The sequence below is a fragment of the Microbispora sp. CSR-4 genome (assembly GCF_008033685.1).
In the GTDB taxonomy this organism is placed as follows: domain Bacteria; phylum Actinomycetota; class Actinomycetes; order Streptosporangiales; family Streptosporangiaceae; genus Microbispora.
Window position 1 is genome coordinate 94,319 of record NZ_VJVX01000027.1, and the last position, 11,789, is coordinate 106,107.

Genomic DNA, 11,789 nt, shown 5'->3' on the forward strand with positions numbered 1-11,789 from the left:
ACCGCGACGAGAGGAACGCATGTGAGCACCGCAGCGCCGGGGGAGGAACGGCTCCCTCTCGGAGGGCCGTCCATGAGCGAGCGGACCGGGGGGCTCGTCACCGTGGGAGAGACCATGGCCCGGCTCACCGCCGGGCGCGTCGGGCCGTTGCGGCACTCCTCCGACATGGCCGTCGGCATCGGCGGCGCCGAGAGCAACGTGGCGATCGCGGTGCGGCGGCTCGGCGGTTCCGCCACCTGGATCGGCCGCGTGGGGGCGGACGGCTTCGGCGACCTGGTGCTGCGAGAGCTGCGGGCCGAGGGCCTGGAGGTGCGCGGCCTCGTCGACGACCAGGCGCCGACCGGGCTGATGGTGAAGGAACGGCGCACCAGTAGTTCGCTCAGCGTCTGGTACTACCGGGCGGGCAGCGCCGGATCGCGGCTGCGGCCCGCCGATGTGTCCGAGGAGGCCATCGCACGGGCCTCGCTCCTGCATGTCACCGGCATCACCCCCGCACTGTCGGACTCGGCCGCCGATGCCGTACGCCATGCGGTGAGGCTGGCCCGGCACCATGGCCTGATCGTCTCCTTCGACGTCAACTACCGCTCACGGCTGTGGACGCCCGAGCAGGCCGGCAAGGGACTGATCGACATCCTGCGCGACAGCGACGTGGTCTTCGCCGGCGTCGAGGAGGCCGAGCTGTTCGTGTCGGCCACGGACGACCCCCTCGACCTGGCTGCCCGGCTCGCCGATCTCGGCCCCTCCCAGGTGATCGTCAAACTGGGCGCGCGGGGCTGCGCCGCCGTCATCGACGGGCGCCGCCTGACGCGTGCCGCCGTACCGGTGGATGTCCTCGACCCGGTAGGGGCGGGGGACGCCTTCGTCGGCGGCTACTTGGCCGACCTGCTCGCCGGTGAGCCACCAGAGGTCCGGCTGGACACCGCCGTCACCGTCGGCGCGTTCGCCTGTACGGTCTCCGGCGACTGGGAGGGCCTGCCCACCCGGGCCGAGCTCGGTCTCCTCGCCCGCCGGGAGGACGTGACGCGCTGAGCAGGCCCGGAGAGCCGCCAAGCGGTCCTCACTCCTGGCGTTGATCGCGGCGGTTGTCACTGGCACCCCGTTCGAGGCTTGGACCCTGACCATGCTCCCGACCGCAGGCAGTGCCTGGATCAGTGACCCGGCCCGGAGCGACCGCTGTTGTGGACAGTGGTTCGGCGGACGTGGGCTGAATCGCCCTCAGAGTTGCGCGCCGTGGGTCTTCTGCTTTCCGGCGAGGATGCCCTGGGCGTCCTGCGGCCCGGCCGAAGGCTCCCGGCTGTTCTCAGGCCTGTCGGCGAGCTTGAGCCAGACCACTCCGGCGATGATGATGGCCAACCACAGGGCCTTGACCGGGGTGAGGGTCTCGTCGAAGAAGATGGGACCCAGCAGCGCCGCACCGGCCGCCCCGATTCCTGCCCAGACGGCGTAGCCGATACCGACGTCGATGGTGCGCAGCGCGACGCTCAGCGCCCAGAGCGTCAGAAGGAAGAACACGACGGCGACCAGCGACCACTGCAGGCGCGTGAAGCCGTGGCTGCCACCGACGGAGAGCGCGTACCCGATTTCGAACCCTCCGGCGAGGAGGAGCGTGAGCCAGGAGCTGGCCGATGAGCGGCTGTTGTCGGACATGTACGCGATTCCTTTCGCGAGGATGGGGTCAGAGGCTGGCGGGATCTCTAGGCGACACCACTGAGCTGGAGGCCGACGACCCCGATGATGATGACGGCGATGCCCACCGCCTTGCGCCAGGTCAGGCGCTGGCCGAAGAGCAGCACGCCGAGCAGGGTGATGCCGACACCGGCGACGGACGTCCAGATGGCGTAGCCGACGCCCACGTCGAAGGTCAGCAGAGCCTGGCTGAGGAAATAGGTCGCGATGGCACCGCTGAGCAGGGTCGCGATGGTCCACTTGCGGTTCTTGAAGCCTTCGGCCTTTCCGGCCGCGATGGCGACGGTGATCTCGAAGATGGTCGCGATGGCGAGGTAGACCCACTGCATGAGCAGTCCTTTCGTTGATGGGGGCCGGTTGTGAGGCCGGCCGCCATGAGTTCGCCGTTCCATGTGAACGTGGTGGCACGGCAGAGCGCTGGTGCGCCAGGAGGTCGGGCGGAGTCGGGGTGGTCCGGTCGTCGGTGTCACCGTGAGCCGGTCGCACAGTCGGGCGCTGCGAACCCGGCCAGTTGAACGCCGGGTCGTGTCAGCACCCGTCGATGCCGCAGGCGGCGCCTTGGGCGACCGCCTGTTCGGCCTGGGCGTCGAGCACGGCCTTGCGGATCTGGGCTGCGGTGGGGACGCCTTCGATGCGGTGGCGCCCGCCGATGATGATCGTGGGAACGACGGAGATGCGGTGCGCCTCGGCGGTCCGCAGTGCCTCCTGGTGGGTCTCCGTGTACGTCCCGGATTCCAGCGCCTTGATGAAACCGGCCTTGTCGAGGCTCAGTTCTGAGGCGATGTCGGCGAGGACATCCAGTTGACCGATATCCCGGTTCTCCTGGAAGAAGGCCCGCAGCACGCGCGGAGTGTATTCCGCGGCCTTGCCGTGCTCGGCCGCGTACTGGTAGCCCTCGAACGCCAGCCGGGTGTAGGGCTGCGGTGAGACCGTGGGCAGAGTGATGTCCACGCCCATCCGCCGGGCCATGGGATAGACCGATCGTTCCCAGATCGCCGGCAGGTACTCGTCCTCCGGCCGCAACGTCGGGGTCGGGTAGGGCCGCAATTCGTACGGCATCCATTCGACCTCGACGTCGAGGTCGTGGGTGGCCTCGTGCAGTGGCCCCTCGGCCAGCATGCAGAACGGACAGACATAATCCGACCAGACTTTGATACCGACCTTGCTGGTCTCCGTATCGGTCATCTTCACCTCCGGTCCATGGCGAGGAATTCTTCGAACGGCTTGGTCCCCTCGGGGATCTGCAGCGAAGTGACCTTGATCGGCCAGGCCGCCGGGTCCTTGGCGAAGATCGAGTACGACCCCGAGTAGTCGAAGCCGTACCTGGCGGCCGTCTCGCGGTCGGCCGCGTGGACGATGTGGCCGACGTTGAAATACAGCGCAACCATGTAGCACAGCGCGCAGGGCTCTCCGGAGGCGATCAGCGTGGCCCCCGCGGTGGCGTGCAGCCCGTACTTGGCGGCGGCCTCACGCAGCGCGACCACCTCCGCGTGCGCGGTGGGGTCGTTGTCCTCGCGTACCCGGTTGAAGCCCATGCCGAGGACACGACCGTCGTTGACCACCACTCCGGAAAACGGGATGCCGCCCTTGGCGACGTGCTCGCGGCTGATCCGTACCGCCGCACGGACGTATTCGATCAGCTCGCTCTCTGGGATCTCGGTATGGGACATGTTCGCTTCCCGTCTCAGGCCGTTGTCCGGCTCCGCCGGACGGCACCGCCGACGGTGGAGGCCAGGGACCACGGGCGGTCAGAGTCCCCGGCAACCTGCCGAACATTTGCTTGTACGTGCATGTTCATAGCCTTCATGGGTCCCCCTGCGTGAGTCAAGCGAGTGGGTTAAGCTTGCATGAACATGTATCTTTGTGTCAACGCGCTGCCCGAGATGGAGCTGCTTCATGACTACGATCTCTCAGGCGCCGGCCGCCTCGTCCGACCAGGCCGTGTGGGGGAGGGTCCTCACCCTGCACGCGCAGGTGGAGCGTCAGCTCACCCAGGCCCTGCAGCGCAGGCACGGAATAGGGCTCTCCGAATTCCGTGCCCTGGAGTGTCTCGTCCAGGCCAAGGACGGCGAGCTGCGCATGCAGGAGCTCGCTGACAAGGTCGGGCTCGGGCAGAGCTCGGTGACCCGGCTGGTCGGCCGGCTCTTCTCGGCCGGCTTCGCCGTCCGGGACGTGTGTCCCGACGACAAGCGCGGCGTCTACGCCGTCATCGTCGATGCCGGCAGACAGCGCTACGCCGAGGCGCGTGGCACCTACTCCGAGGTCCTCAGCGCGGCGCTCAACACCGCCGGTGCCACCCCGGAGCTGGGCAGCACGGTCCAGGCGCTGCGCGGCGCGGTCTGAGCGGCATCGTTTCCCCTTTCCGGGTTGAGCCCCCGGACGAATCGCCCGCCGAAAGCCGTCCCCCGGGACGGCTTTCGGCGTTTTCGTGCGTGGGGCGGGCGAAGATGACCGGTTTCGGTCAGCGGGGCGTTTCAGTCGCGCATTGAGGGCGCGCATTGAGGGCGCGCATTGAGGGCGCGCATTGAGGGCTTGTCGGCCGGCGCTCCGGTCTGGTCGCCACACCGAGCCGGAAGGCCCGCACCCGTGAAACCGGTGCGACCTCATCGTGCAGCCCGACCGTAAACATGCGCAGTCAAGTACCTCCGGACGGTTGACGAATCGGATCAAAATACATGCTTGACTATGCATTGATCGTAGGTACAGTTGATCACGGCTCGATCACAGGGTCGTGATGCCGGGTCGTGATGCCGGGTCGGTCGCGCTATGGCCGCAGGCACCGTGAGTTCTTTGGCGACTCGATCGCCGTCCGCCTCCGCTGTAATCGCTTCTCTCATGAACAGATGCAGGAATGGGGGAAACCGTGCCATCACCACGCCTTCTTGATGCGCTGGCCGCGCACGCCCGAGGCCGGCCCGACCAGGTGGCCCTGATCCGGGGCGAGCAGCAGGTGACGTACCGCCAGTTGGCCGGCGTCGCCGAGGACCTGTGCGGTGTCCTGAACAGTCTCGGGCTCGACCGGAGGCAGCCGCTGTGCGTGCCCGCGCACAAGACGCCCGCGACGATCGCCCTGCTCATCGGCGCCTTCCGGGCCGGCTACGCGGTCCTTGCGCCCTCGCCCGAACTGGGCTCCACCGCCCGTGCGGCGCTCGCCGCGCAGGCCCGGTGCTCCCGGGTGCTGACCGTGGATGACCAGGGGGTCCTTGCCACCGCCCCGGTCGTGCCGGACGAGCAGGCCGCACGGGACTTCGACGCCGTGGACCCCGCCACCGCACCGCTGCTGCTCACCACCTCCGGTTCCACTGGTACGCCGAAAATCGTCCCCATCCCTGGCGATGCCTTCGACCGGTTCGCCGACTGGGCGACCGGCCGGTTCCGCCTGACCCAGAAGGACACGCTGCTGAGTTACGCCCCCCTGAACTTCGCCCTCTCCCTGCTGGATGTGTGGACCCCGCTATGGCTGGGCGCCCGAGCCGTTCTCGTCGAACAGGAGTTCAGCGCGGACGCCCGTCACCTGCAGGAACTGGTCACCCGGCACAAGGTCACCTTCGTCCAGGGCGTGCCCATGCTGCACCGGCTGCTCACCCAGGACGGCGCGATCCATCCGGCGGTCCGCACAGTGATCTTCACCGGGGACGCGCTGCCGCAGGCGCTGCTGCGGCAGCTTGGCACCGCCTTCCCCCACGCCGGCTTCCACAACGTCTTCGGATGCACAGAGACCAACGACAGCTTCATCTACGACGCCGACCCTGCGGAGGCCGGTGAGCGGATCCCCATCGGCCGGCCGCTGCCCGGGGTGCGGGCCCTGCTGCTCGACGACGAGGGCCAGGTCCTTCACGGTCCCGGTACGGGTGAACTTCTCGTGAGCACGCCGTTCCAGACCTCCGGATACCTGCAACGCTCCCGCAACGAAGGGGTGTTCGTGCCTGCTCCCGACGGCGGCGACGAGGTCTTCTACCGCACCGGCGACCTCGTCACCCGGGACGCAGACGGCCTGTACTGGCTGAAGGGGCGCACCGACTTCCAGGTCAAGGTCCGCGGGGTGCGGACCAACATGCAGGAGGTCGAGAACGTCCTGGCGGCTCACCCCGACGTCGCCGAGGCCGCCGTGGTGGCGATCCCCGACCCCGAGGCCGGCTACCGGCTGCATGCCCAGGTGACCCGTCGGCCCGGCACTTCGCTCACCTCGTTGCGACTGCGCCTGCACAGCGCCGAGCGCCTGCCCCGCCATGCCATCCCGTCCTCCGTGCACGTGGGTGACGCCCCGCTGCCGCGCACATCCACCGGAAAACCCGACCGCAATCTCATCAAGTCAGCACGACAGAAGGAGAACCGCGCATGACCTCCCTGGTTGACGAAATACGGGGATACATCGTCGCCGAGTTCCTCGACGGAGAGGACACGGCGGAGCTGACCTCGGACTTCGATCTCATCAACAGCGGTGTCGTCGACAGCCTGGGCGTGGTCCGGATCGTTTCGCACATTTCCCGGACCTACTCGATCCCGACCGACGACATCCCTTTGACCCCGGACGGCTTCCGCAGCATCGGCGCCATTTCGGCGTTCGTCGAGAACGCGACGAAGACCGCCGCCTGAGCCGGCGTCCGGATTCGGGCGGAAGACCGGAAGACGCTCCTGGAGCATCTCCCGAACATTTTCCGGAAGGCAACCAACCTCAATAAGGAGACTGCCATGATTGTCCGCAGCAGCAGTGAGATCGTCCCCGTCGAGTGGGGAAACGGCACCAGCTACCGCCTGCTCACCGAGGCCGACGGCATGGGCTTCACGGTGTGCGAGACCTCGGTCCGCAAGGGCACCACGAGCGCCCTGCAGTACCGCCGTCACCTCGAGGCCTGCTACTGCACCGGCGGCTCCGGCGAGATCGTCACCGTGTCCGGTGAACGCTTCAAGATCACCGAGGGCACCTTATACGCCCTCAACGAGCACGACGCCCACTACCTCGTGGCCTCCGATTATGAGGATCTGAGGCTGGTTTCCGTGTTCACCCCGGCCCTGCGCGGTGACGAGAAGCACACGCTGTCTTCCGACGGCTTCTCCCAGTACTGAGATTCCGCGATCCGGTCCGCCCCGCCGGCAGCGGGGCGGACCCGGCCCCGACCAGCGACGTACCGGAAGGCGGCACACCTATGACGTCCGCACCGTCGGCACCGCGCACCGCCGGCATCGAATGGGACCCGTACACCCTCACCGCCCCCTGGGCGGACGAACTCAACCAAGATGTCGAGGAGTGGGACGCCCGCGCGGAGTTCCCCTGGGAGAAGTGGAAGGTAATCCAGCGCTCTGGACTGCTCGCCGTACCGTTCGCGACGCAGTACGGCGGCCGCGGCGGCACCCTGACCGACACGATGCGCGCCCTGGAGGGCCTCGGGCGCACCTGCCGCGACATCGGCCTCGGCTTCTCCGCCTCCACCCAGATCGTCAGCGTCGGCGTCCCGCTGCAGGCGTTCGGCGCCGAGGAGCTCAAGTCCCGTTTCCTGCCCGGGATCGTCACGGGCGATCTGGTCACCGCGCACGCCATCACCGAGCCGGGCAACGGCTCGGACGCCCTGAACATCTCCACCACGGCGACCCGCGACGGCGACGACTACGTCATCGACGGCGGCAAGATGTTCATCACCAATGCCCCGATAGCCGATCTCTTCCTGCTGTACGTACGGACCGCCGAGCCCGGCCCGTTCGGCCTGAGTGTCTTCCTGGTCGAGCGAGACACCCCCGGTCTCCGGGTAGGCGAGCCGCTCGACAAGATGGGGCTGCGCACCTCCCCGCTGAGCGAGGTGACGTTCGAGGGGATGCGTGTGCCCGCCGCACGGCGCATCGGCCAGGAGGGCGCCGGCTTCCTGATCCTCGACTATGTGATGAAGCGGGAGATCCTCTTCTCCTTTTCCCTCACGCTCGGCGAGATGGAACACCGTCTGGAGCGGGTGCTCGGGTACGCCAGGTCCCGCCGCCAGTTCGGCGCACCGATCGGTGCCTTCCAAGGTGTCGCTCACAAGATCGCGGACATGAAGATCGCGGTGGAGACCGCCCGCAAGTGGCTCACCGACACCGGCGCCAAGGTGGAAGCCGGCCAGGACGCCACGCTCGACATCGCCGCGACCAAGATCGTGGTCAGCGAGGCCAACAAGCGCACGGCGCTCGACGCCGTCCAGATCTTCGGCGGCCAGGGCTATCTCACCGCCACCGGCATCGAGCGGGACGTCCGCAACGCGATCGGCGGGACCATCTACTCCGGCACCAGCGAGATCCAGCGCAACCGCATTGCCTCCCTCCTCGGTCTGTGAGCCGAAAGCCGACGAAAGGGTGACCATGAACGCAGCGACTTCGGGCGACCTCCGACGGCTCACCGCGCCCACCGGCTTCCTCGACTACGAGAGCGACTCAGTCCAGTCGTTCATCGACGAGGCGGTCAGCGACCGCGGCGCGGACAAGCGCCGGCTGGCCGTCGAGCTCTACTACGCCGTCCGAGACGACGTCCTCTACGAGGTGTACGGGGCCGATCTGTCCCCGCAGGGACTGCGGGCCAGCCACACCGCGTCCGTCCGCGAGGGCTTCTGCCTGCACAAGTCGACGCTGTACGCGGCGGCCTGCCGGGCCGTGGGCATTCCCGCCCGGGTCCACTACGGCGATGTGCGCAACCATCTCGCCTCCGACCGGCTGCGCGCCCACGTCGGCGGGGATGTCTTCTTCCACGCTCTCAACTCCGTCTACGTGGACGGCAGATGGGTCAAGGCCACCCCGGTCTTCAACAAGATCCTGTGCCGCCTGTACGGGATGAAGCCGCTGGAGTTCGACGGCACCGCCGACAGCCTGTACCACCCCTTCGACGACCAAGGCCGCCAGAGCATGGAGTTCCTGGCCGACCACGGCGGCTTCGACGACGTTCCCTACGAGTTCGTGATGGAGAACATGCGCCGCAAGCACCCCAACTTCCTGAGCGCCGCCGGCACCGGCACGGTCCGTGGCGGCTCGCTGGCCGCCGAGGCGCCCGCCTGACCCGGCCCGACGACGAGGAGACGCCGAGATGAACACTATCCGAGCACAGAAGGACGGCTGGGAGGCCCGGGCGCGCATCGGCCTGGTCGTACCGCACGCGGACGTGGGCCCGGAGTCGGAGTTTCAGGTGATCGCGCCCGAGGACGTGTTCCTGCACGGCTCGCGCGTCCACTTCGGCGCCATGCGAGCCGGCGGCGAGATGGACCCGAAGATTCCGCACGACCCGGTGCGGGCCTTCGTCGAGCCGCCGCACATCGACCACGCGGTGGAGTTGCTGGCCGCCTCCCCGCTCGACGTGATCGCGCTGGGCTTCACCAGCTCCGCCTACGTCCTCGGAGCGAGCGGTGAGAAAGAGCTGTTCGACCGGCTGGGGCGCCACACCGGCGGCATCCCGCTGACCGGCACCACCGCTGCGGCCGTGACCGGCTTCGCCGCACTCGGCGCCCGCAAGGTGGCGATCGTCAATCCGCCGTGGTTCGACGACCGGCTCTCCGGGCTCGGCGCCGGCTACTTCACCGAGCAGGGCTTCACGGTCGTCCACCACGGCCCGTGCGGCCTGCCCAGCAACCAGAAGCTGATCACCCCGCACGCCCTGGCGGACTGGATTCGCACCACCGTCGCGGGGCACCGGCCCGACGCCGTCCTGGTCGCCGGGAACGGCATCCGCGCGGTCGGCGTCATCGACGCCCTGGAGCAGGAACTGGACTTCGCCGTCCTGACCGCCAACCAGGTGCTGTTCTGGCACGCCCTGCACCTGGCCGGGGCCGGCGAGATCGCCCGGGGGATCACCGGCTACGGGCGGCTGTTCGAAACGGCGCCCGGGAGCGGTGCGTCATGAGCATGCTGCCCGCCCTGGCGACGAGTCCAGGCTCACCTTCCCGCTGCCAGAGCACCACGACCCTCCCCTGAGGGGGCCCGAGGTCGGCGGCCCGATCGTGCGGCCACCGAGGCGCACGACTGATCATGTCGATGTCCGGCGAGATCAGTGAAGGTGCGCGAAACCGGATCAAGGTCCGGGTCACGAGCTCGACGGCGCCCGCTCGCCCAGGTCCAAGGCGCTACCTGGGCGAGCGGTCGCCCGCCGTACGCGCATCACCCGGCTGACCCCTCGCTCAGGGTTTCACCAGAAGGCAGGTAAGAATGCCTCATGGCAGATCTTCTTTCTGGCGATCCCGAGTTCGATCGGATCAAGGCGGAGTTCCAGGCGACATCGCGAGAGCTCTCCGATGTCATGAACAGGATCGGAGAGGTGGTCGGCGAGGCGACGAGCCGGGACGAGAAGATCAGGGTGCGGGTGTCGGGCTCGGGGCAGTTGATCGGGCTTCGGATCGATCCCCGGGCCATGAGAACAGGCTCGCAGGAGCTGGCTGACACGATCATGGAAACGTCGCGGCGGGCGGTCGAGGACGCGGAGCGGAAGCTGCTCGAGGTGGCGCGCCCGTACTTCGGGGAAGAGCGCGCGCAGGAGGATCGCCGCCGCTTCACCTGATCCGCGGGATCAGGCTGCGGGTGCCGTGGACGATGAACTTCTGGTACATCTGGTCCTCCGTGAGCCCGGTCTCGCTGCCCGGCAGCGGGTTGTCGCCATGCTGCACGTCCAGGGTCATCGAGTACGCGGTCGAACCGGCCATGCGGGGGATGAACGAGCCGGTGTTCAGTTCGGCCCCGTTCGGCAAGGTGATGGGCGCGGCCAGCGACTTCAGGCCCGGGATATTCCGCATCACGGCCGCCGTCCCGTCGGCGACTCCGTTGAAGGCCACGTTCGCGACGAAGTTCTCACGGTAGGCGGTCGCGTTGTAGTCGAGCGATCGGACATCGGCGCCGGACATGTCGGTCTTGATGCCGGCCACAGTGTTGAACGCCAGCGGGATCGCCACCTCACCGACCGGATACAACAGGCTGTCCGTCACCCAGTACGCCAGGGTGGCGAGAGCCGGTAAAAGGAGGATCACCCACTTGTTCGAGAGTGAGATGAGCAGATTCGCCTGCTTCCGCATGATCGCCTGGTAGAGCTTCCAGGTGATCGGCTGGTAGGCGATGGTCCACATCATGACCATCGTCGAGTACGCGCAGTAGCATGCGATGAAGTAGTTGATCGTCTCGATGACCTCGGCGTAGGCCCGGCACGCGTTGGCCGCCTGCCGGACCTTGACAGAGGTCATGAGCACCGCCTTGCCGTAGTCGTCGTTCCAGAACCTCCGGAACGCCGCAGCCGCCTCGTCGGTGCTGGTTTGCCAGACTTTCTGGGCGGATTCGTGCGCCTGCTGGAAGTGCTTGTCGATCGCATCGGCGATCATGTCCAGTCGGTCGGCCGCCTCGCGGATCTTGTCGGGATCCCCGTCGAGGTATGAGACGCCGAACAGCGTCTCGGGCGAGAGCGCGCCGGACAGGCCTCCCGCCGCGCCTGCGGCGCCCATGGCGCCGAGGGTCACTTTCGCCGTGATTCCGAAGGCCATGGCTCAGTCGAGCTTCACAGACGTGGTGGGCGTGCTGATGTCGTCCGTGCGCTCGGAGTACTCCACCAGTTTCCGGATGGCCGCGTTCTTGTCCGCCATGCTCGCGTAGTCGGCCGCCTTGACGTTCGTACTCATCTGCCTGACGGACGAGCCGATCGCCTCGTACGACTTGCTCATGTTGGTCAGCGCCTCTGTCATGCTCTCGAGGGCGCTCTCGAAGCCGGGTTTCCCTTCCGCGCCACGGCGGAAGAGCCGAGCCGCTTCGTCACTGCCGAAATAGGGCAGCAGCGCGGCGAGCTCTTTCTGGAGAGGGGCGATCTCATCGAGGAGCTCCCCGCCCTGGCTGTAGATGGCCTGGCCACTCTCCTTCATGCTGGAGTGATCCATTTCCATCCCCTGGCCTGGCTGATCGGCGTCCACGCGTTCCTCCTCCAGTGTTTCTGTCTGAACAGGATCTACCTCCCTGGTTACCGCCAGATGTCCTATTCATTGAAAGTTGTGCACTGCCCCGGTTTTGATGGAGGCTCGATCAGAGAGCCAATTTCATCCTCGGGAGGCGTGTGCTACCCGATGGTTCTGAAGGACCGCGATGGCTTTGACCAGGTGGCCGGTCTTGCTCGGGCTACATCGCAG

The 11,789-nt window shown here is 67.6% G+C and carries 15 protein-coding genes; 9 read left to right on the forward strand and 6 right to left on the reverse strand.

Annotated elements, in window-relative coordinates:
* Positions 1 to 72: 72 nt before the first annotated feature.
* The gene (locus tag FLV34_RS20845) at positions 73 to 1,029 is read left to right on the forward strand and encodes a sugar kinase (protein WP_142651695.1); all 957 of its coding nucleotides are present in this window, start codon (positions 73 to 75) and stop codon (positions 1,027 to 1,029) included.
* Positions 1,030 to 1,215: 186 nt separating this feature from the next.
* Here the strand turns inward: FLV34_RS20845 and FLV34_RS20850 are convergent, their stop codons facing one another.
* From FLV34_RS20850 to FLV34_RS20865, 4 genes are all read right to left on the reverse strand, one after another.
* A complete protein-coding gene (locus FLV34_RS20850; RefSeq protein WP_142651680.1) occupies positions 1,216 to 1,647 on the reverse strand; it encodes a multidrug efflux SMR transporter in 432 nt (143 codons plus the stop codon).
* A gap of 47 nt (positions 1,648 to 1,694) precedes the next feature.
* Complete coding sequence (locus FLV34_RS20855) at positions 1,695 to 2,015, reverse strand: multidrug efflux SMR transporter (protein WP_142651679.1); 321 nt, start codon at positions 2,013 to 2,015, stop codon at positions 1,695 to 1,697.
* 199 nt (positions 2,016 to 2,214) lie between these two features.
* Positions 2,215 to 2,871: a DsbA family protein gene (locus FLV34_RS20860; RefSeq protein WP_147943845.1), complete on the reverse strand. Its 657-nt coding sequence runs from the start codon at positions 2,869 to 2,871 to the stop codon at positions 2,215 to 2,217.
* A 2-nt stretch (positions 2,872 to 2,873) separates the two neighbouring features.
* Positions 2,874 to 3,356 carry a nucleoside deaminase gene (locus tag FLV34_RS20865; RefSeq protein WP_142651678.1) on the reverse strand — a complete coding sequence of 161 codons (483 nt, stop codon included), beginning with the start codon at positions 3,354 to 3,356 and terminating at the stop codon, positions 2,874 to 2,876.
* A 226-nt stretch (positions 3,357 to 3,582) separates the two neighbouring features.
* Between FLV34_RS20865 and FLV34_RS20870 the strand changes: the two genes are divergently transcribed.
* The 8 genes from FLV34_RS20870 (at position 3,583) to FLV34_RS20905 (ending at position 10,189) form a co-directional block, all read left to right on the forward strand.
* On the forward strand, positions 3,583 to 4,029 hold the full coding sequence (locus tag FLV34_RS20870; protein WP_142651677.1) for a MarR family winged helix-turn-helix transcriptional regulator: 447 nt from the start codon (positions 3,583 to 3,585) through the stop codon (positions 4,027 to 4,029).
* A 520-nt stretch (positions 4,030 to 4,549) separates the two neighbouring features.
* Entirely contained in the window at positions 4,550 to 6,028 is a 1,479-nt protein-coding gene (locus FLV34_RS20875) for an AMP-binding protein (protein WP_147943837.1), read from the forward strand.
* Positions 6,025 to 6,282, forward strand: coding sequence for a phosphopantetheine-binding protein (locus tag FLV34_RS20880; RefSeq protein WP_142651675.1), 258 nt, complete (start codon positions 6,025 to 6,027; stop codon positions 6,280 to 6,282). The genes FLV34_RS20875 and FLV34_RS20880 overlap by 4 nt, the downstream gene beginning before the upstream one ends.
* Before the next feature lie 96 nt (positions 6,283 to 6,378).
* Positions 6,379 to 6,753: an ectoine synthase gene (locus tag FLV34_RS20885; RefSeq protein WP_142651674.1), complete on the forward strand. Its 375-nt coding sequence runs from the start codon at positions 6,379 to 6,381 to the stop codon at positions 6,751 to 6,753.
* A gap of 80 nt (positions 6,754 to 6,833) precedes the next feature.
* Positions 6,834 to 7,988 carry an acyl-CoA dehydrogenase family protein gene (locus FLV34_RS20890; RefSeq protein ID WP_147943838.1) on the forward strand — a complete coding sequence of 385 codons (1,155 nt, stop codon included), beginning with the start codon at positions 6,834 to 6,836 and terminating at the stop codon, positions 7,986 to 7,988.
* A 25-nt stretch (positions 7,989 to 8,013) separates the two neighbouring features.
* Positions 8,014 to 8,700, forward strand: a complete 687-nt coding sequence (locus tag FLV34_RS20895; protein WP_142651672.1) for a transglutaminase family protein — start codon at positions 8,014 to 8,016, stop codon at positions 8,698 to 8,700.
* A 28-nt stretch (positions 8,701 to 8,728) separates the two neighbouring features.
* Positions 8,729 to 9,538, forward strand: a complete 810-nt coding sequence (locus tag FLV34_RS20900; RefSeq protein WP_147943839.1) for a maleate cis-trans isomerase — start codon at positions 8,729 to 8,731, stop codon at positions 9,536 to 9,538.
* 309 nt (positions 9,539 to 9,847) lie between these two features.
* The gene (locus FLV34_RS20905; protein ID WP_142651670.1) at positions 9,848 to 10,189 is read left to right on the forward strand and encodes a YbaB/EbfC family nucleoid-associated protein; all 342 of its coding nucleotides are present in this window, start codon (positions 9,848 to 9,850) and stop codon (positions 10,187 to 10,189) included.
* On the opposite strand, the gene FLV34_RS20910 is transcribed toward FLV34_RS20905, so the two are convergent.
* On the reverse strand, positions 10,182 to 11,132 hold the full coding sequence (locus FLV34_RS20910) for a hypothetical protein (protein WP_147943840.1): 951 nt from the start codon (positions 11,130 to 11,132) through the stop codon (positions 10,182 to 10,184). The two genes, FLV34_RS20905 and FLV34_RS20910, sit on opposite strands and share 8 nt — an antisense overlap.
* Positions 11,133 to 11,159: 27 nt before the next feature.
* The gene (locus tag FLV34_RS20915; protein ID WP_147943841.1) at positions 11,160 to 11,576 is read right to left on the reverse strand and encodes a hypothetical protein; all 417 of its coding nucleotides are present in this window, start codon (positions 11,574 to 11,576) and stop codon (positions 11,160 to 11,162) included.
* Between the last annotated feature and the right edge of the window lie 213 nt (positions 11,577 to 11,789).

Coding starts and splice junctions, on each gene's coding strand:
- FLV34_RS20845 (WP_142651695.1), top strand. CDS start 73: ATGAGCGAGCGGACCGGGGGGCTCGTCACCGTGGGAGAGACCATGGCC.
- FLV34_RS20850 (WP_142651680.1), bottom strand. CDS start 1,647: ATGTCCGACAACAGCCGCTCATCGGCCAGCTCCTGGCTCACGCTCCTC.
- FLV34_RS20855 (WP_142651679.1), bottom strand. CDS start 2,015: ATGCAGTGGGTCTACCTCGCCATCGCGACCATCTTCGAGATCACCGTC.
- FLV34_RS20860 (WP_147943845.1), bottom strand. CDS start 2,871: ATGACCGATACGGAGACCAGCAAGGTCGGTATCAAAGTCTGGTCGGAT.
- FLV34_RS20865 (WP_142651678.1), bottom strand. CDS start 3,356: ATGTCCCATACCGAGATCCCAGAGAGCGAGCTGATCGAATACGTCCGT.
- FLV34_RS20870 (WP_142651677.1), top strand. CDS start 3,583: ATGACTACGATCTCTCAGGCGCCGGCCGCCTCGTCCGACCAGGCCGTG.
- FLV34_RS20880 (WP_142651675.1), top strand. CDS start 6,025: ATGACCTCCCTGGTTGACGAAATACGGGGATACATCGTCGCCGAGTTC.
- FLV34_RS20885 (WP_142651674.1), top strand. CDS start 6,379: ATGATTGTCCGCAGCAGCAGTGAGATCGTCCCCGTCGAGTGGGGAAAC.
- FLV34_RS20890 (WP_147943838.1), top strand. CDS start 6,834: ATGACGTCCGCACCGTCGGCACCGCGCACCGCCGGCATCGAATGGGAC.
- FLV34_RS20895 (WP_142651672.1), top strand. CDS start 8,014: ATGAACGCAGCGACTTCGGGCGACCTCCGACGGCTCACCGCGCCCACC.
- FLV34_RS20900 (WP_147943839.1), top strand. CDS start 8,729: ATGAACACTATCCGAGCACAGAAGGACGGCTGGGAGGCCCGGGCGCGC.
- FLV34_RS20905 (WP_142651670.1), top strand. CDS start 9,848: ATGGCAGATCTTCTTTCTGGCGATCCCGAGTTCGATCGGATCAAGGCG.